The 17918-nt window shown below is 71.0% G+C and carries 17 protein-coding genes; 6 read left to right on the top strand and 11 right to left on the bottom strand.

What is annotated here, in order from left to right; all coding sequences use genetic code 11:
- Window positions 1-57: 57 nt before the first annotated feature.
- A complete protein-coding gene (locus tag IE278_RS20390; RefSeq protein WP_189774324.1) occupies window positions 58-546 on the bottom strand; it encodes an Lrp/AsnC family transcriptional regulator in 489 nt (162 codons plus the stop codon).
- An 88-nt stretch (window positions 547-634) separates the two neighbouring features.
- On the opposite strand from IE278_RS20390, the gene IE278_RS20385 reads away from it, so the two are divergent.
- Genes IE278_RS20385 through IE278_RS20370 form a run of 4 tightly spaced genes read left to right on the top strand, consistent with a single transcriptional unit; the run spans window position 635 to window position 4768 of the window.
- Window positions 635-1390 (top strand): LytR/AlgR family response regulator transcription factor, encoded by a 756-nt coding sequence (locus IE278_RS20385; RefSeq protein ID WP_189774322.1) that lies wholly within the window; start codon window positions 635-637, stop codon window positions 1388-1390.
- A 10-nt stretch (window positions 1391-1400) separates the two neighbouring features.
- Window positions 1401-1775, top strand: coding sequence for a hypothetical protein (locus IE278_RS20380; protein WP_189774320.1), 375 nt, complete (start codon window positions 1401-1403; stop codon window positions 1773-1775).
- Between the two features lie 36 nt (window positions 1776-1811).
- Window positions 1812-3557: a sodium/solute symporter gene (locus tag IE278_RS20375; protein ID WP_189774318.1), complete on the top strand. Its 1746-nt coding sequence runs from the start codon at window positions 1812-1814 to the stop codon at window positions 3555-3557.
- Window positions 3554-4768, top strand: a complete 1215-nt coding sequence (locus IE278_RS20370) for a sensor histidine kinase (RefSeq protein WP_189774316.1) — start codon at window positions 3554-3556, stop codon at window positions 4766-4768. The genes IE278_RS20375 and IE278_RS20370 overlap by 4 nt, the downstream gene beginning before the upstream one ends.
- Window positions 4769-4908: 140 nt before the next feature.
- Here the strand turns inward: IE278_RS20370 and IE278_RS20365 are convergent, their stop codons facing one another.
- From IE278_RS20365 to IE278_RS20335, 7 genes are all read right to left on the bottom strand, one after another.
- Entirely contained in the window at window positions 4909-5067 is a 159-nt protein-coding gene (locus IE278_RS20365) for a hypothetical protein (RefSeq protein WP_107018800.1), read from the bottom strand.
- A 13-nt stretch (window positions 5068-5080) separates the two neighbouring features.
- On the bottom strand, window positions 5081-7051 hold the full coding sequence (locus IE278_RS20360; RefSeq protein WP_189774314.1) for a serine/threonine-protein kinase: 1971 nt from the start codon (window positions 7049-7051) through the stop codon (window positions 5081-5083).
- 33 nt (window positions 7052-7084) lie between these two features.
- Window positions 7085-8521 carry a PASTA domain-containing protein gene (locus IE278_RS20355; protein ID WP_246570428.1) on the bottom strand — a complete coding sequence of 479 codons (1437 nt, stop codon included), beginning with the start codon at window positions 8519-8521 and terminating at the stop codon, window positions 7085-7087.
- 189 nt (window positions 8522-8710) lie between these two features.
- Window positions 8711-9661, bottom strand: a complete 951-nt coding sequence (locus tag IE278_RS20350; protein WP_189774310.1) for a cytochrome c oxidase assembly protein — start codon at window positions 9659-9661, stop codon at window positions 8711-8713.
- A 208-nt stretch (window positions 9662-9869) separates the two neighbouring features.
- On the bottom strand, window positions 9870-10895 hold the full coding sequence (locus tag IE278_RS20345) for a 6-phosphofructokinase (RefSeq protein ID WP_189774308.1): 1026 nt from the start codon (window positions 10893-10895) through the stop codon (window positions 9870-9872).
- Between the two features lie 165 nt (window positions 10896-11060).
- Window positions 11061-11789 (bottom strand): type 1 glutamine amidotransferase, encoded by a 729-nt coding sequence (locus IE278_RS20340; RefSeq protein ID WP_189774306.1) that lies wholly within the window; start codon window positions 11787-11789, stop codon window positions 11061-11063.
- 19 nt (window positions 11790-11808) lie between these two features.
- Window positions 11809-13047 (bottom strand): MurT ligase domain-containing protein, encoded by a 1239-nt coding sequence (locus IE278_RS20335; protein WP_189774304.1) that lies wholly within the window; start codon window positions 13045-13047, stop codon window positions 11809-11811.
- A gap of 143 nt (window positions 13048-13190) precedes the next feature.
- Here IE278_RS20335 and def point away from each other — a divergent pair, with 143 nt between their 5' ends.
- Window positions 13191-13730 (top strand): peptide deformylase, encoded by a 540-nt coding sequence (def, locus tag IE278_RS20330; RefSeq protein ID WP_189774302.1) that lies wholly within the window; start codon window positions 13191-13193, stop codon window positions 13728-13730.
- A 189-nt stretch (window positions 13731-13919) separates the two neighbouring features.
- Here the strand turns inward: def and IE278_RS20325 are convergent, their stop codons facing one another.
- Complete coding sequence (locus IE278_RS20325) at window positions 13920-14564, bottom strand: TetR/AcrR family transcriptional regulator (protein WP_189774300.1); 645 nt, start codon at window positions 14562-14564, stop codon at window positions 13920-13922.
- 169 nt (window positions 14565-14733) lie between these two features.
- Here IE278_RS20325 and IE278_RS20320 point away from each other — a divergent pair, with 169 nt between their 5' ends.
- Complete coding sequence (locus IE278_RS20320; protein WP_189774298.1) at window positions 14734-15963, top strand: acyl-CoA dehydrogenase family protein; 1230 nt, start codon at window positions 14734-14736, stop codon at window positions 15961-15963.
- Between the two features lie 189 nt (window positions 15964-16152).
- Here IE278_RS20320 and IE278_RS20315 read toward each other — a convergent pair whose 3' ends face one another.
- A complete protein-coding gene (locus IE278_RS20315; protein WP_246570427.1) occupies window positions 16153-16683 on the bottom strand; it encodes a cupin domain-containing protein in 531 nt (176 codons plus the stop codon).
- Entirely contained in the window at window positions 16680-17918 is a 1239-nt protein-coding gene (locus IE278_RS20310; RefSeq protein ID WP_373312041.1) for a cytochrome P450, read from the bottom strand. Before IE278_RS20310 ends, IE278_RS20315 begins: the two co-directional genes overlap by 4 nt.

Here is a 17918-nt window from a genome sequence, read left to right as displayed (position 1 = left end):
GAAAGGGTGGAAGAAGAACCGGATCCCCCTCCTCCGGCCGCGAGCGCCCCGCCGGGGTCACGCCTCCGGAGCCGGCTGGTTCGCCCCCGCCTCGGGGCTCTCCGGCAGCAGATGCGACAGCACCATGAAGCTGACCGTCTTGCGGATGAACGGCTCCACCCGGATCCGCTCGAGGACCTCCTCGAAGTGCTCCACGTCCCGGGCCCGCACATGCAGCAGCGCGTCCGCCCCGCCGGTCACCGTCATCGCGGCCGTGATCTCCGGATGGTTGCGCACCACCTCCGCGAGCCGCCGCGGCGGCGCCGCGCCCTCGCAGTACACCTCCACGTACGCCTCCGTACGCCACCCCAGCGCGGCCGGTTTCACCGTCGCCGTGAACCCCGTGATCACGCCCGTCTCGCGCAGCCGGTCGGCCCGGCGCTTGACGGCGGTGGCGGACAGCCCGACCGCCGCGCCGATCTCGGCGAAACTCGTACGGGCGTTCGCCATCAGAGCCGTGACGATCTTCCGGTCCAGCTCGTCGAAAGGCGCGGACGTGGGTCTCATGCGGGCACTGTATCCAGCGACGATCCCGCCACGACGACCTTGCCCGCCGCATGTGCAGGCGCGCGGATTGCTCCTACACTCCGGGTTCATGCTGCGCGCCCTCGCCGTCGACGACGAACCGCCCTCCCTCGAAGAGCTGCTCTATCTGCTGGACGCGGATCCACGGGTGAGCAGCGTCGAGGGCGCGAGCGACGCCACGGCGGCGCTGCGGCGGATCAACCGGGCCCTGGAGAGCGGCCCCGGCGGCGACGAGGGCATCGACGTCGTCTTCCTCGACATCCACATGCCCGGCCTCGACGGACTCGACATGGCACGGCTGCTCGCCGGGTTCGCCAAACCGCCGCTCGTCGTGTTCGTCACCGCCCACGAGGGGTTCGCCGTCCAGGCCTTCGACCTCAAGGCCGTCGACTACGTCCTCAAACCGGTCCGCAGGGAGCGCCTCGCCGAGGCCGTGCGCCGGGCCGTCGAGCAGATGGACGCGGCCCCGCTGATACCCGTGCACGAACCCGACCCGGACCACATATCGGTCGAGCTCGGCGGAGTCACCCGGTTCGTCGCCGTCGAGGACATCACCCACGTCGAGGCCCAGGGCGACTACGCGCGGCTGCACACCGACCAGGGCAGCCACCTCGTCCGCATCCCCCTCTCCACCCTTGAGGAGCGCTGGCGTTCGCGCGGATTCGTCCGGATCCACCGCCGTCATCTCGTCGCGCTCGGTCACATCAGCGAACTCCGCCTGGACGCGGGTACCGTGAGCGTCCTGGTCGACTCGGTCGAACTCCAGGTCAGCCGCCGCCACGCACGAGAACTGCGGGACCTGCTGATGCGCCGGACCGCGAGCTGAGGAGGCGGAGTTGCCCCACGACCCCACCGACCGGCGTGTCCCCACCGACCGCCGGGTCGTCGTCACGGGCCCGCCGCGCCGCACGCGTCCGCTGAGCCGCTCCCGGCCGCGGACCGAGATCGACGAGCAGACCACGCTCGGCCACACCTACGTCCGCTCCCTGATGCGCAGCCAACTGCGGGCCGCGCTCACCGTCTTCGCCGTGCTCGTCCTCCTCGTGGCGCCGCTGCCCCTCGTCTTCAGCGTGATGAGAGACAGTTCCAGCCTCGAATGGATCGTGCTCGGCTTCTGCGTCTACCCGCCGCTGGTGCTGCTCGCCGCCTGGTACGTGCGCCGCGCCGACCGCAACGAGAAGGACTTCGTCCGCCTGGTCGAGGACCGCTGAGCCCGTGAACCCGGAAGGTGTGAGCGAGAACCGCCCGTGAACGAGAACTACGCCGTCCCGGCGGTCGCGCTCGTCGTCGTCGCGACCGTCTTCGTGGGCGCCTTCGGCCTGCGCATCTCCCGCACCACCTCGGACTTCTACGTGGCCTCGCGCACCGTCGGGCCCCGCCTGAACGCGGCCGCCATCAGCGGCGAGTACCTCTCCGCCGCCTCATTCCTCGGCATCGCGGGCCTCGTCCTCGTCCAGGGCCCGGACATGCTCTGGTACCCCGTCGGCTACACCGCCGGCTACCTCGTCCTGCTGATCTTCGTCGCGGCCCCGCTGCGCCGCTCCGGCGCGTACACGCTGCCCGACTTCGCCGAGGCGCGGCTCGCCTCGCAGGGCATGCGCCGGCTGGCCGGAGCCTTCGTCGTCGGGGTCGGCTGGCTGTACCTGCTGCCCCAGCTCCAGGGCGCGGGGCTGACGCTGAACGTGCTCACCGGGGCGTCCAAGTCCCTCGGCGGCGTCATCGTCGCGGTCGTCGTGGTGGCGACCGTCGCCGCGGGTGGTATGCGCAGCATCACCTTCGTGCAGGCCTTCCAGTACTGGCTCAAGCTCACCGCCCTGCTCGTCCCCGCGCTCTTCCTCGTCCTCGCCTGGCAGGACGACGGGGCGCCGCGCCACGCCTTCGACGAACCGGCCGCGTTCCGCGAACACCGGGTCGTACGCATCGACGCCGGACTCGACCTGAAGCTCACCGGGCCGCTGACCGTCACCGCGGACGGCACGGTCGACGGCGTGCGCCACGAGGACCGGCGGATACGGCTGCTCGCGGGCGTACACCGCATCGAGCGGGGCACCCGGCTGTCCTTCAGCAAGGGCGACCCCGTGCCCGTCGCCGACCGCGGCGACAAGGGGGGCATGTCCACCTCGCTCGCCGCGGGCCGCGAGGAACGGCCGCTGTACGCCACGTACGGGCTGATCCTCGCCACCTTCCTCGGCACCATGGGGCTGCCGCACGTCGTCGTGCGCTTCTACACCAGCCCGCACGGTGTGGCCGCCCGCCGCACCACCGTCGCCGTACTCGGCCTGATCGGCTTCTTCTACCTCCTCCCACCGCTCTACGGCGCGCTGGGCCGCCTGTACGCCCCCGAGCTGACCCTGACCGGGGACGCCGACGCGGCCGTGCTGCTGCTGCCCGACCGGGTCATCGGCGGCCTCGGCGGGGACCTGCTCGGCGCCCTGGTGGCGGGCGGGGCCTTCGCCGCGTTCCTGTCCACGGCGTCGGGCCTGACCATGGCCGTGGCGGGCGTGCTCACCCAGGACGTGCTGCCCTCCCGGGGCGTACGGCACTTCCGGCTCGGCACCGTCCTCTCCATGATCGTGCCGCTCGCGGCGAGCATGCTCGTGGGCGGACTGCCCGTCGCCGACGCCGTCGGGCTCGCCTTCGCGGTCTCCGCCTCGTCGTTCTGCCCGCTGCTCGTCCTCGGCATCTGGTGGCACCGGCTCACCCCGCCCGGCGCGGCCGCCGGAATGCTCGTCGGCGGCGGCTCGGCGCTCCTCGCGGTCGCTGCCACCATGGCCGGCTTCCCCGGGACGGGCTCGCTCCACGCGCTCCTCGCCTGGCCCGCGCTGTGGTCCGTGCCGCTGGGCTTCCTCACCATGGTGCTGGTGTCGCTGGCGACACCCCGGCGCGTACCGGCCGGAACGGCGGCCATCCTCGCCCGCTTCCATCTGCCGGAGGAACTCGCCGGGGGACAGGTACGCACGGAGGCCAAGGAGATCAAGGAGATCAAGGCGTGAGCGGATTCCTGGCGGGGCTCTGTGTGGCCGTGCTGCCGCTGCTGGCGGCAGGCTTCTGGCTGGGCCGGCGCACCGCGCACTCACCGAGCCCCGGCGGCCTCGGCACCCCCGTCGAACACGCCACCTTCGAGACCCTGCACACCGCCTCCCTCGCCGCGCCTCCGCTGCGCGCGGGCCTGACCGGGGAGACGGCCCGCAAGTCCGCGCGACGGCTGCGCACCCTGCTCGGCACCGACGCGCTCTGCCTCACCGACCAGGAGACCGTACTGGCCTGGGAGGGCGCCGGCGAACACCACCGGGAGCAGATCATGGAGCGGATCGGCGGCCCCCTGGAGACCGGCCGCGGCGAGGCCTTCCGCCTCGTCTGCGACGAGCCCTACTGTCCGCTGCGCTGGGCCGTCGTCGCCCCGCTCACCGTCGACGACCGGGTGTACGGGGCCCTCGTCGCCTGCGCGCCCCGCGAGTCCGCCGTGCTCGTGCGGGCCACCGGAGAGGTCGCCCGCTGGGTGTCGGTCCAGCTGGAACTCGCCGACCTCGACCAGTCCCGCACCCGGCTGATCGAGGCCGAGATCAAGGCGCTGCGGGCCCAGATATCCCCGCACTTCATCTTCAACTCGCTCGCGGTGATCGCCTCGTTCGTGCGCACCGACCCCGAGCGTGCCCGCGAACTGCTCCTCGAATTCGCCGACTTCACCCGCTACTCGTTCCGCAGGCACGGCGACTTCACCACCCTCGCCGACGAACTGCACGCCATCGACCACTACTTGGCACTGGTCCGGGCGCGCTTCGGCGACCGGCTCTCGGTCACCCTGCAGATCGCCCCCGAGGTGCTGCCGGTGACCCTGCCCTTCCTCTGTCTGCAGCCGCTCGTCGAGAACGCGGTCAAACACGGACTGGAAGGCGGCACGGTCAAGGTCGACAAGAGCCGGATCAGCATCACCGCGCAGGACGCCGGCGCCGAGGCGCTCGTCGTCATCGAGGACGACGGCCCGGGCATGGACCCCGGCCGGCTGCGCCGCATCCTGGCGGGGGAGACCGACCCCTCGGACGGCATCGGCCTGTCGAACGTCGACGACCGGCTGCGGCAGGTCTACGGGGACGACTACGGCCTGGTCATCGAGACCGCGCCGGGCGCGGGCATGAAAATCACCGCCCGGTTGCCGAAGTACCAGCCGGGCGTGCACTCGGCGGGGCTGCTGACCCGCGAATGAGCCGCCCGCGATGAAATTCCGCACGACCGATTCCCGCTCGACCGGAGCGCGTCCGAACAAATCCGGCACGAAAGAATCCCGCACGAACGAATCCCCCGGGATGAGCCGCGAGGCTTCCCGGGGAACCGGTCGCGCGTGCCTCAGGTGGGCCGGGAGGCCACCATCGCCAGCGTGATCAGACCGAGCACCACCCAGCCGAACCACAGCCAGCCGCTGCTGCCGAGCGCCACCGTGTAGGCCGTGACCATCACCAGGCCGCCGACGGTGAGCACTCCCATGGTCTTCGTGGAACCGGGCATCGCAACACCCTCCTCATGGTTCGTCCCTCTCCATGGTGCCCCCGTCCTTGCGAATTGCAGTACAGACCACGAAATGAGTACCGGAGGTCCAGGCGCTGTTGCCCACCCAGGACGAGCCCGTATAGACGTTCGGGTCGTAGCCGTAGTCGTTCGGCGGCACCTCCTGGCGGCAGACTCCGGTCGCCCGCCGCCCGGCCTGGGCGAGGGTCGTGTCCGGGCTCATCCGGTGGAAGTCGAGCACCTGCTCCTGGTGCGGGCCCTGGCACGAGACGAGTTTGGCGATGTTGTCGCTGATCCGGTCGAGGCAGTCGCGCTTCTGCATGGTGGCCGTGTCGCTGAACCGCATGCCCAGGGGGCGACGGTCCCCGATCGGCCCGAACAGCGGCTTGCCGCGCGCGTCGAGCAGCAGACAGGCCACACGGTGCCCGGCGGCCTCGAAGCCCTCGGAGGTCGGCACGGCGGCGTAGGAGCGGACGTCCGCCAGCTTTCTGCGGGTCTCCTCGGTGCGCTGCTCGCACCGGGTGGCACCGGCCGAGCGGGCGTCCTGCGCGGACGCCGCCTCGACCACCGCCATCACCTGCCCGTACGTCTCCTCGCTGAGGCACTTCACGACCCTGAGCTCCGGGTCCCCGACGAAGGGGGTGCCGGTCCACTTCGTCGCGACGCAGTTCCCGTCGACGAGCGGCTCGGACAGCCCGACGGCGTCCCCGTACGGCTTGGCGTCACGGTCGCCGTCGCCCGGCAGGTTCGCCATCGCGTACCAGGCTCCGCCGCCCGCGACGGCCAGCCCCAGCGCGGTCGCCAGGACGGCCGTACGGGCGCGGTTGCGGGGACGGCGGCGCCGCCCGGGGGCCGCCGGGGGAGGAGGACCGAAGCCCTGGCCGTCGTACCACGGGTCCGGGACCTGCCCCGAAGGCCAGGCATGGGGGGCGGACTCCTGGCGAGGGGGCAGCGAGGGCGACTGCTGGTCGGCGGGCGGCGCGTACCACTGCGGGCCCCCTCCGTGGCTCCGCGGGCGCTCGGGCACGGGTGGAGTGCGGGGTGCGGCCGTATGGGTGATGCCGTCCGCCCACGGAGGCTCCGAGCCGGGGTCCACCTGGGTGCGGGGATGCGGCTGGGGCGTCAGGATCGCCGACAGCGCGGCCTCGGTCTCCTCGGCGGTGATCCGGCGCACCGGGTCCTTGGTGAGCATCGCCGACAGCAGTGGCTCCAGGGCGCCCGCGTGCAGCACGGGCCGCGGCTCCTCCAGGACGACGGCGGTGAGCGCCGCGAGCCCCGACTCACGGTCGAAGGGCCCGTACCCCTCGACGGCGTAGTAGAGCGTGCAGCCCAGCGAGAACAGGTCCGCCGCCGCGGTGGGCGGCCCGCCCTGGGCCCGCTCGGGGGCCAGATAGCCGGCGGTGCCCACCAGCGCGGAGGTCAGCGTGTACCGGGTCTCGTCGCCGTCGGGCTGCACGGAGATGCCGTAGTCGGTGAGCAGGACACGGGCGTACGGCGATCCCGTGCGGTCCGGGGCCAGGAGGATGTTGGCGGGCTTGACGTCCCGGTGCATGACCCCGCGCTCGTGCCCGGCGGTCAGCGCGTCCAGCACGGCGAGCCCGATGCGGGCGCACTCGACGGGCGCCACGGCGCCCCGCTGGGCGACCAGGGCGCTCAGGTCCAGTGCCCCGGCCACGTACTCCATCACGATCCAGGGCAGGCCCTCGTGCTCCAGCACGTCGTGCACGGTCACGACGTGCGGGTGACCGCGCAGGCCGGCGGCGTGCCGGGCCTCGGCGCGGGCCCGCGCCACCCGGGCCGAGCGGTCCTGGTCCGCCTCGGCCGGGTCGCGGAACACGATCTCCTTGAGCGCGACCTCGCAGGCCAACCGCTGGTCGTACGCGAGCCAGACGTGGCCCATGCCGCCGCTGCCCAGCTGGTTCAGCAGGAGGTAGCGGCCGCCGATGACCCGGCCGACTCCCGACTGCGGTGTTCCTGATGCCATCCGGTCACTCCCGGGGTTCTGCTCCTGGTGGGCCTACGCCGGGCCCTGGTCCGCCTCGCCGGTGCCCGGCCCGCCGGACGAGGCGGGCCCGCTCGACACCGGCCCGCTCGCCGCTGGTTCGCTGACCGTGGGCCCCGTGGACGTGGGCTCCATGGATGTGGGCTCCACCGATGGGGGACCTGCCGTGGGCGGCGTACTGGACGCGGTCGGGGCCGAGGACGACGAGGCCGGTGGTGGCGTCGTCTTCTCGACCGGCGTGGACTCGGTCGCGGTGGCTGTGCCGCCGGCGGGCGAGGACGCCGTCCCACCACCGGGCGTCGACCGCGTCTCGGACGGTGTCCCGCCGCCGGGCGACGTCGAACCCGAGCCCGACGAGGTCCCGCCACCGGACTCGGACTCCTCGTCCGACGGGGTCCCCTTTCCCGGCGTCGACCCGGTACCCGAGCCCGACGGCGGGGTCGACGTGTCCGACTCGGCCGGTGGAGGCGTGCCGGGCGTCCCGACGGAACCCGAATCGGAACTGGACCCGGATCCCGGACCCGAGCCGGAGTCCGCGTCCACGCTCAGCGTCACCGCTTCCGCGAACGCCAGCGGAGTCCCGGGCCCGGGCGTGGAGCCGGTCACCGCGGCGTCACCCGGTGGGAGTTCGTCCCCGTCGTACGCCACGGCCAGACCCAGCCGGGCCAGCGCCTGACCGGCCTGGTCGAAGGTCATCCCCGCCACGGGCGGCACCTCGTGCTGCTTCGTCGCGTCGAAGGTGCTGTCCTGCTCGCCCGTGGTGCCGACGGGCCGGTTGATGGCCGTGTCGGGATCGTCCACATCGAGGAGGGCGATCCGCTCCAGCGGCTTCGGCGAGGGCTTGACGGTCACGACGTCGGACTTCTCGTAGCCCGCCCACTTCTTGTTGCCGTCCTCGAACTTGACCGAGATCTTCTCGGGATCCTTGTCGAAGGCCTTCAGTGGATTTCCGCATGAGCACTTCACGGCGGGAAGTCCCTGGTCGTTCACCAAAACCGCGATCCCCGCCTCGAGCAGCGAGTCGTAGGGGACCGCTTTGCCTTTCTTGTAGTCATGGTTCTTCACGAGGGTGTCGTGACGCAGCAGGACCGGTGTGAGGTCGTCGAGATGGTCCTCGATCCGATCAGGCGTGATACCCACGATCCGCGCCCATTCCCGGGCCTTTTGTCGATTCCTGGGATCGGTGAGGAAATCCTTCAGCCGATCGACGTCACAGACCTGCTGGTCCCGCGTGCCCTCGTACAGACCAGGGGTGTTGCCCTGCTGCAGACCGCTGTGCGCCTCCTGGGGCGCGAGTCCCCTGCGGTCCTTGCCCAGCGATCCGTCCTCCTCGAAAAAAGGTGCGAGTGACGGTATTCCGGCTGCGACCGCCCGGACCACGAACAGGCGCTGTTCGCTGCATCCGCTGAGGATCAGCACAGCGGCCAGAAGTACGGCGAGCCTTCGGACCACGGTTTTTCCGGTCCTTCGCAAGCATGCGTGAATTGTCATGACCGCTCCCCCCGGCGGCGGTTCCCCCGAACCCTGCAGAACGGAAGCAGGGCGTCACGCGCCATGCTACTGAATGGCAAAGCCTTTCAGTCAAGGGGAATTGGCAAAGTGCGCGGAGTGGCCGGAAGGCAGAAAGAGGTGGAGCGAAACTCAGTTACCACGTGCGGCCAGTGAGGCCAGATAGGCGTTGTACTCCTCGAGTTCCTTGTCGCCGTCACGGTCCGCGGCCCGGTCGGAACGCCGTGCCTGGCGCTGCTCGGAGCGGTACCACTGGAAGAGCAGGGCCAGCAGCACGAGCACGGACGGGATCTCGCTGAACGCCCAGGCGATGCCGCCCGCCGCGTTCTGGTCGGAGAGCGCGTCGATGCCCAGCGAGGCCGCCGGGTTCTTGTACGTCTCGACCATCGGCTCGGACGCCATCATCAACGCGATACCGAAGAACGCGTGGAACGGCATACCGGCGAACAGCTCCAGCATCCGCATCAGATAGCCGGGCCGGTGCGGGCCGGGGTCGACCCCCATGATCGGCCAGAAGAACACCAGGCCGACGGCGAGGAAGTGGCACATCATCGCGACGTGCCCGGTCTTCGACCCCATCAGGAAGTCGAAGATCGGCGAGAAGTACAGCGCGTACAGGCTGGCGATGAAGAGCGGGATCGTGAAGGCCGGATGCGTCACGACCCGCATGAACCTGCTGTGCAGCAGCATCAGGAGCAGCTCGCGCGGCCCCTTGTTGCCGCGTCCCGCGGTCGGCAGCGCGCGCAGTGCGAGGGTGATCGGCGCGCCGAGCAGGATCAGGATCGGCGACAGCATGCTGATCACCATGTGCTGCACCATGTGCACGCTGAACATGACCATGCCGTAGTCGTTCAGACCGGTGCACAGGACGAGCATGACGCTCAGGACACCGACGACGAACGCCACGATCCGCCCGACGGGCCACGCGTCACCGCGCCGCACCAGCCGCGTCACACCCCACCCGTACAGGGCGAGGCCCACGAGGCAGGCGACGAGGAAGAACGGGTCCGGGGACCATTCGAGCCCCCGCCCCAGCGTGAACGGCGGCAGATCCATGGACGTGCCGTGCCCGCTGTGATCCATCCGCCGGCTCCTGTTTCGTACGGGTTGCGCGCTGTCTGTCCCACCCAGACTAGAACCGCCCCCGGTCGGGCCTACGACCGGGGGCAGGTTCGTTTTCTAGGGGCGCGGGGCTGTATCGACATGCGGCTCCGCCGCGCGGGCGCGCTCAGCCACGCCGAACCCGCAGCGTACGAACCACCCGCGGTCCCGCAGCTCTCCCGGCTGAGCGTCAGAGCACGGTTTCCGCTTCCGCGTACCGCTCGTCCGGCACGGTCTTCAGCGTCTCCACGGCCTCCGCGAGCGACACCATCACGATGTCCGTCCCGCGCAGCGCGGTCATGTTCCCGAACTCACCCCGGTGCACGGCCTCCACCGCGTGCCACCCGAACCGCGTGGCGAGCACCCGGTCGTACGCGGTCGGCGTCCCCCCGCGCTGGACGTGCCCGAGGATCACCGGCCGCGCCTCCTTGCCGAGGCGCTCCTCCAGCTCGATGGAGAGCTGCCGGGCGATGCCCGCGAACCGCTCGTGCCCGTAGACGTCCTTGCGGCCCTCGTCGTACGTCATCGTGCCCTCGCGGGGCTTGGCGCCCTCCGCGGCGACGACGATCGCGAACTTCTTGCCCGCGGAGAAGCGTTCACCGACCTTGGCGGCCAACTCCGCGATGTCGAAGGGCCGTTCCGGCACGACGATCGCGTGGGCGCCCGCGGCCATACCGGAGTGCAGCGCGATCCAGCCGGTGTTGCGGCCCATGACCTCGACGATCAGGACGCGCTGGTGGGACTCGGCGGTGGTCTTCAGCCGGTCGAGGGCCTCGGTGGCGACGCCCACCGCCGTGTCGAAGCCGAAGGTGACGTCCGTGACGGCGATGTCGTTGTCGATGGTCTTCGGCACGCCGACGATCGGCAGACCGCTGTCCGACAGGAGGCGGGCCGCCTTGAGCGTGCCCTCGCCGCCGATCGGGATGATCGCGTCGAGCCCCAGTTCCTCGACATGGCCCCTGGCCCGCTCCACACCGTCCCGCAGATGCGCGGGCTGGACCCGGGAGGAGCCGAGGATCGTGCCGCCGCGGGCCAGGATGCCGCTCACCGCGTCGAGGTCGAGCTTGAGGTAGTCGCCTTCCAGCAGGCCTTTCCAGCCGTCCCGGAAGCCGATGACCTCGTCGCCGTGGTCGACGACGGCGCGGTGTACGACGGACCGGATGACGGCGTTCAGACCGGGGCAGTCGCCACCGGACGTGAGGACACCAATACGCATAGTCCGGAATACCTTCTCAACGTGGACCGGGAACCGGACCACGCTGTCCGGCAGGACGCCGCCACCCTACCGGCGGCAGGGGGCGTTTCCGCACTGTGCGTCCGCCTGCTGGACGTGCCCGCACAGGTGAGCGGGCACGTCGCCGGATGGGCTGTTCAGGTGGGGTCAGGCAGGCTGCTGAGCAGCCGAGATGCGCTCGGAGCGCAGTGCCTCGTACCACCGGTCGTCGATCGGCGGCAGCGCGTTCACGTCGAGCGCCAGCTTGAGCAGCAGGTCCGCGATCAACGGGTTGCGGGCGAGCACGGGCCCGTGCATGTACGTCCCGAAGACCGTGTCGTTGTACGCGCCCTCCGTGCCGTCGCCCGTGCCGTTGCCCTTGCCCAGGCGCACGTTGGCGAAGGGGCGGGCGGTGGGGCCCAGGTGCGTGATGCCCTGGTGGTTCTCGAAGCCGGTCAGCGGCGGCAGCCCCAGACGCGCGTCGATGTCGCCCAGTACGTCACCGACGCACCGCTCGCCCTCGCCACGCGTGGAGTGCACGTCGAGCAGACCGAGGCCCGGCTCGCGCTGGCCCAGGTCGTTGATGAACTCGTGGCCGAGGATCTGGTAGCCGGCGCAGACCGAGAAGACGATCGCGCCGTTGCCGACCGCGCGGTGCAGACCGCCGTCGCGGCGCAGCCGCTCGGCCGCCAGACGCTGCGGCCGGTCCTCGCCGCCACCGATGAGGTAGATGTCGCCGGAGGTGGGGATCGGCTGGTCGCTGCGTACGTCGAGACGGGCCACGTCCAGACCGCGCTGGCGCGCCCGGCGCTCGACGACGAGCGCGTTGCCCTGGTCGCCGTACGTGCTCAGCAGGTCCGGATAGATCCACACCAGCCGAAGGCTGTTGTCACTCATTCTCTTCGTCCTTCGGGGTTCAGTTGCCGACACGACGCCTCAGGTCCTGGAAAGCGGTGTAGTTCGCGATGACCTCGATCCGGCCGGGCGGTGCCTGCTGCACGGCCTGGTCGAGGTTCTCGCATACCTGGAACTGCTGGTTCGCTACCTCCAGCCGAACGGCGAGGTCCAGCTTGCGGTCGCCGAGAACGAAGATCGGGTGACCGGTGAGCCGGGTGTAGTCGACGTCCCACAGCCAGGAGGTGTCGGTGCCGTCGGCGCCGCGCGCGTTCACCGACAGGATCACCGGGGTCGGCGGCGGGTCGATCAGGGAGAACGTCTCCAGCCAGCCCGCCGGGTTCTTGGCGAGCAGCAGGCGCAGGTCGCGCTGCATGAACTGCACGACGTCGTAGCGCCCGGCCACGGCCTGCACCTGGTACATGCGTTCCAGGGCGACCTGCGGCGGTACGCCGAACACGGCGGCGACGGCGGCCGACGAGGCGGCGTTCGCCTTGTTGGCCCGGCCCGGCAGCTGCAGGTGGATCGGCCAGGCCGAACCGTGCGGGTCCAGGACATGGTCCCCGGAGAGCGCCCAGGTCGGCGTGGGACGGCGGAAACCGCAGTCGCCGCAGAACCAGTCGTCGCCGGGGCGCTGCATCACACCGCCGCACGACGGGCACGACCAGGCGTCGTCCTTCCACATCTGACCGGCGGCCACCCACACCACGTTCGGCGAGGACGACGCGGCCCAGACGACCAGCGGGTCGTCGGCGTTGGCGACGACGACCGCCTTGGAGCCGGCCAGGCCCTCGCGCCAGTGCTCGGCCATCATGCGGGTCTCGGCCGCGCGGTCGAGCTGGTCGCGCGAGAGGTTGAGCAGGGCGATGCACTTGGGATCCGTGTCCCGCGCCACCCCGGACAGATACTTCTCGTCGACCTCGATGACGGCGAACCGCGAGTCGGAACCGCCGGCCAGCGCCGAGGTGATGCCCGCGGGCATGTTCGCGCCCAGCGCGTTCGAGACGACGGGGCCCGCCGCCCGCAGCGCCTCGGCGATCAGCCGCGTCGTGGTGGTCTTGCCGTTCGTGGCCGACACCAGGATCACGTCCAGGTGCTGGGCGAGCCTGGCCAGCAGGTCGGGGTCGAGTTTGAGCGCGACCCGGCCGCCGATCACCGATCCGCTGCCGCGGCCCGCGGCACGTGATGCCGCCGCGACCGCTTTGCCCGCTGTCACGGCGAGCTTGGCCCGCGGCGACAGCGGGTCCGAGTTGCCTGCCATCAGTTCCCGATCCTCCTTGCGTACGGCGCCGCGCACTGCCCCCGGCAACGTCTGGCCCTCAGCCTATCGAGATCCACTCGCAGGCCCGAACCGCGGCACCACTCCGAAGCCCGTGCTGCATGGAGGACCGTACCCTTGCCGCCATGCGAAGCGGCTCGATCCCCGGCGCCCGAGGGCGCGTTCTACCTCTGTCTTTGCTCGGCGACCCCGTGTTGCACACACGGTGTGAAGAAGTGACGGAGTTCGGTCCCCAACTCGCCCGACTGGTCGAGAACATGTTCGCGACGATGTACGCGGCGGAAGGGGTCGGGCTGGCCGCCAACCAGGTCGGGGAGTCGTTGCGGGTGTTCGTGTACGACTGCCCCGATGACGACGACCGGCGGCATGTGGGGCATGTGGTGAACCCGCGGCTCGTCGAGGTGGACGGGGTGGTGCTGCGGGGGCCCGAGGGGTGTCTGTCGCTGCCGGGGCTGGAGGCGGGGACCGAGCGGTACGACCACGCCGTGGTGGAGGGGGTGTCCCTGGACGGGGCGCCGGTGCGGGTGCATGGGAGCGGGTGGTTCGCCCGGTGCCTTCAGCACGAGTGCGATCACCTTGACGGTGGGTTGTACGTGGATCGGGTCACGGGGTGGCGGCGGTGGCGCGTGCGTCGGCAGGCGCGGCGGGCGTCCTGGGGGTCTTGAGGGGTCGCTGATTGCGCTGTTCCCCGCGCCCCTTGGGGGCTGCGCCCCCTGAAAGCCAAGAGATCGCGCCGTTCCCCGCGCCCCTAAAGGCCAAAGACAAAGACTGCGCCGTTCCCCGCGCCCCTGAAGGGCGAAAAGACTGCGCCGTTCCCCGCGCCCCTGGGGAGGGCGGGGGCCGGGAGGCCTTGGTCAGAAGCCTGGGCCGCCTGCTTTGTCGCCTGCCGCTGCCAGGCGGCCCCAGAGGAGGTCGGCGAGCGCCTGGACCAACTCGGCGCGGGCGCAGGGGCGTTCGCCCAGCCACCAGTCGCCGGCGGCGTGCATCATGCCGACGATGCCGTGGCCCCAGACGCGCGCCAACTGCTGGCTGTTCGGGCCGAGATCGACGCGTTCCTCGATGACGTCGGCCAACTCCTCGCCCATGCGGCGCAGAAGGGGGAAGGAGTACGCCCCCATGTCGAAGCCCTGCTCGTTCTGCGGGCCGCCCTCCGACGGGTGCATCAGGAAGCGGTACACCTGCGGGCGGGCCTCGATCGCCGCGAGGTACGTGTCGAGGGTGGCCTCCACCCGCTCCCGGCGCTCGGCGGGCGCGTCCAGCGCGGCGCGCAGCGCTCCGAGGAGCGCGTCGGTGTGACGTTTGGCGAGGGCCGCGTAGAGTCCGCCCTTGTCGCCGAAGTGGCGGTACAGAATCGGCTTGGTGATGCCCGCCTCCGCCGCGATGGCGTTCATCGAAGCGCCCGGGCCGTCGCGGAGCACCACCCGGTCGGCGGCCTCCAACAGCTCACGCCGTCGGCGGTCGGCGGACCTCTGCTGATCGGTCCGCTGCGTGGTGTCCATGATCTCTCCCCACCCGTGCTGATTCGGTGACGCCTGCGCAACGTAACACCCTGCGCCGACCCCGCCTCGAACGGGCTGCCGACCTGGAACGGGGAGTTGACTTTTACTACCGCCCAGTAACAGGCTACCGTTACCGCAAGTAACACATGAGTGCAGCGCTGGAGGGGTCATGGCCGAGTTCACCATGGAGCTCAACGACGAACAGAAGGAGGTGCGGGACTGGATCCACGGCTTCGCCGCCGACGTGATCCGCCCCGCGGCCGCCGAATGGGACGAGCGGGAAGAGACTCCCTGGCCGGTCATCCAGGAGGCCGCGAAGGTCGGCATCTACTCCCTGGACTTCTACGCCCAGCAGTACTTCGACCCCACCGGCCTCGGCATCCCGATGGCGATGGAGGAGCTGTTCTGGGGTGACGCGGGCATCGCCCTGTCGATCGTCGGCACCGGCCTCGCCGCCGTGGGCGTCCTCGCCAACGGCACCGAGGAGCAGATCGGCACCTGGATCCCGCAGATGTACGGCGACGCCAACGATGTCAAGGTCGCCGCCTTCTGCTCCTCCGAGCCCGACGCCGGCTCCGACGTCGCCTCGATGCGTACGCGGGCCGTGTACGACGAGGCCAAGGACGAGTGGATCCTCAACGGTACGAAGACGTGGGCGACCAACGGCGGCATCGCCAACGTGCACGTGGTCGTCGCGGTCGTGGACTCCGAGCTGGGCTCCAAGGGCCACGCGTCCTTCATCGTCCCGCTGGGCACGCCCGGTCTGTCGCAGGGGCAGAAGTTCAAGAAGCACGGCATCCGCGCCTCGCACACCGCCGAGGTCGTCCTGGAGAACGTCCGCGTTCCCGGCTCCTGCCTGCTCGGCGGCAAGGAGAAGCTCGACGAGCGCCTCGCCCGGGCCCGTGAGCGGGCCAAGGCGGGCAACGGCGAGCGGCTGAAGAACGCGGCGATGGCCACGTTCGAGGCGTCCCGCCCGGCCGTCGGCGCCATGGCGGTCGGCACGGCGCGCGCCGCGTACGAGGTGGCGCTCGACTACGCGAAGACGCGCGAGCAGTTCGGGCGGCCGATCATCGACAACCAGGGGGTCGCCTTCCAGCTCGCCGACATGCGTACGTCGATCGACGCGGCGCGGCTGCTGGTGTGGCGGGCGTCGTGGATGGCGGTGAGCGGGAAGCAGTTCACGTCGGCCGAGGGGTCGATGTCGAAGCTGTTCGCCAGCGAGACGGCGAAGAAGGTGACCGGGCAGGCGATCCAGATCCTCGGCGGGAACGGGTACACGCGCGAGTACCCGGTCGAGCGGATGCACCGGGATGCGGCGATCTACACGATCTTCGAGGGCACGAGCGAGATCCAGCGGTTGGTGATCGCCCGCACGCTCTCCGGCATGCCGATCCGTTGACCCCCAGGGGGGTGCGGGGCGGCGCCCCCAAAGACAAAAGACTGCGCAGTTCCCCGCGCCCCTAAGGGCCGAAAAGCCCGGACGCAGCCCCGCTCTTCAGGGGCGCGGGGAACGGCGCAATCTTTTGAGGGGCGCGGGGAACGGCGCGGACGGCCGTTATCTGCCCGCAGTGGGTCGGTGGGCGGGCAGTTATGCGTGGCGCAGCGGCGTCAGCTGCTCGATGTCGTACCGCGACCGCAGCTCCTCGATCGCCGCGACGTCCGGCGGACCCCCCGCGTCAAGAATGCGGAGCAACTCGTCGAAGTACCGTTCGTGATCCGGCGGCGGCGAAGCCTGGAAGAACATCTTCGCCGGAGCCCCCGTCGGGTTGGCGAACGCGTGCGGACACCCCGGCGGCACGACGATCACCGTCCCCGGCGTCGCCCGCACCACCCGGTTGCCCGAACCCGACTGCCAGCGCTGCCAGTTGTCGCGCGTCCGGACCAGCGGCTCGAAGGCGAGCACGTCCAGCTCCCCTTCGAGCACGTAGAACAGCTCCTCGCTGCGCGTGTGGACGTGCGCGCCGACGTCGAAGCCGGGCGGCACGACCACCTCGAAGCTGGACGCCGCCCGGGAGTGCGTGCCGGTGACCTTGAAGGTCACGTGCTGGGCCGGCGTCCGTACCGTACGGCCGTGCCCCGGTGGCACCAGCAGACCCTCGGGCGGCGTGAGCGCGGTCACCAGGTGACGGGCAGGGCCTCGGGCCCGCGGATCAGCGCGCCGCGCCGCCACGGCACCTCGTCCGCCGAGACGGACAGCCGCAGCGTCGGAATGCGGTCGAGGAGCGTGTTCACCATCAGCTCCGACTCCAGCCGGGCGAGCATCCCGCCCACGCAGTAGTGCGGGCCGTGCCCGAACGCCACATGCGGGTTGGAGGCGCGGTCGAAGTCGATACGGTCGGGGTCGGGGAAGACGTCCGGGTCGCGGTTGGCGGCCAGGTAGGACACGTAGATCGGGTCGTCCTTCCTGATCCGTACGCCGTGCAGGACGACGTCCTCCGTGGCGATCCGGGACAGACCGACGGCGTTGCGGTGCGGGATGTAGCGCAGCAGCTCGTCGAGGGCCTGCGGGCGCAGTGACGGCTCGTCGCGCAGCCGGTCGAACAGCGCCGGCCTGGTCAGCAGGATGTAGAGCATCTGGCCGGTGTTGTTGGTGACGGCCTCGCCGCCGATCTGGATCGGACCCGCGAGCGCCACCGCCTCCTCCTCGGTGATGTCGCCCCGGCCGACGGCCGCGCCGAGCAGCGAGGTGACGTCCTCGCCGGTCGCGCCGCGGCGCTCGGCGATGAGCTTGGCGAAGTACACCTCCATGTCCTTCTTGGCCCGCTCGCTGGCCTCGGCGCCCTGGCTGGAGGAGAGGATCGACTGCGTCCAGACGTGCAGGGTGTGCCGGTCGTCGGCCGGGACCCCCATCAGCTCGCAGATGACGGTGATCGGGAAGGGGGACAGGACCCGCTCGATCAGATCGGCGGGCGGCCCGTCCCGGAGCATGTCGTCGACCATGGTGCTCAGGGTCTGCTGCGCGGTGGCGCGCAGGCGTTCGACCCCGCGCGAGGTGAACGCCGCGTTCACCGCCCTGCGCAGCCGGGCGTGGTCGGGCTTGTCGACGAAGCTCATCGCGCCCGGCGCCGGGATGAAGTGCGGCGCCAGCCGGGTGACCTGCCGGCCGAGGACCTTCGCCCGGCTGAACCGGGGATCGTTCGTCACGAGCCGTACGTCGTCGTAGCGCGTGACCAGCCAGGCCCAGCCCTCGCCGTTGGGCAGCTGGATGCGGTTGATGGGGCCCTCGCGCATCAGCTCGGACAGGACGGGGTCGAAGTCGACCCCGGTCAGATCCAGGGCGGGCCAGTGCCGTACCGGGGGTGCGGCCATCGTCTCGCGGCCGAGGGCCGTGTCGGAGGTCATGTCAGAGGTCAT

Origin of the sequence: Streptomyces tauricus, from assembly GCF_014650955.1 — a bacterium.
Classification (GTDB): Bacteria; Actinomycetota; Actinomycetes; order Streptomycetales; family Streptomycetaceae; genus Streptomyces; species Streptomyces tauricus.
This window is presented reverse-complemented; position numbering and strand designations above follow the sequence as displayed.

Bases quoted from the DNA above. Each gene is read 5' to 3' on its own strand.
- IE278_RS20390 (WP_189774324.1), bottom strand. From the start codon at position 546: ATGAGACCCACGTCCGCGCCTTTCGACGAGCTGGACCGGAAGATCGTC.
- IE278_RS20385 (WP_189774322.1), top strand. From the start codon at position 635: ATGCTGCGCGCCCTCGCCGTCGACGACGAACCGCCCTCCCTCGAAGAG.
- IE278_RS20365 (WP_107018800.1), bottom strand. From the start codon at position 5,067: ATGCCCGGTTCCACGAAGACCATGGGAGTGCTCACCGTCGGCGGCCTG.
- IE278_RS20360 (WP_189774314.1), bottom strand. From the start codon at position 7,051: ATGGCATCAGGAACACCGCAGTCGGGAGTCGGCCGGGTCATCGGCGGC.
- IE278_RS20350 (WP_189774310.1), bottom strand. From the start codon at position 9,661: ATGGATCACAGCGGGCACGGCACGTCCATGGATCTGCCGCCGTTCACG.
- IE278_RS20345 (WP_189774308.1), bottom strand. From the start codon at position 10,895: ATGCGTATTGGTGTCCTCACGTCCGGTGGCGACTGCCCCGGTCTGAAC.
- IE278_RS20340 (WP_189774306.1), bottom strand. From the start codon at position 11,789: ATGAGTGACAACAGCCTTCGGCTGGTGTGGATCTATCCGGACCTGCTG.
- IE278_RS20335 (WP_189774304.1), bottom strand. From the start codon at position 13,047: ATGGCAGGCAACTCGGACCCGCTGTCGCCGCGGGCCAAGCTCGCCGTG.
- def (WP_189774302.1), top strand. From the start codon at position 13,191: ATGCGAAGCGGCTCGATCCCCGGCGCCCGAGGGCGCGTTCTACCTCTG.
- IE278_RS20325 (WP_189774300.1), bottom strand. From the start codon at position 14,564: ATGGACACCACGCAGCGGACCGATCAGCAGAGGTCCGCCGACCGCCGA.
- IE278_RS20320 (WP_189774298.1), top strand. From the start codon at position 14,734: ATGGCCGAGTTCACCATGGAGCTCAACGACGAACAGAAGGAGGTGCGG.
- IE278_RS20310 (WP_373312041.1), bottom strand. From the start codon at position 17,918: ATGACCTCTGACATGACCTCCGACACGGCCCTCGGCCGCGAGACGATG.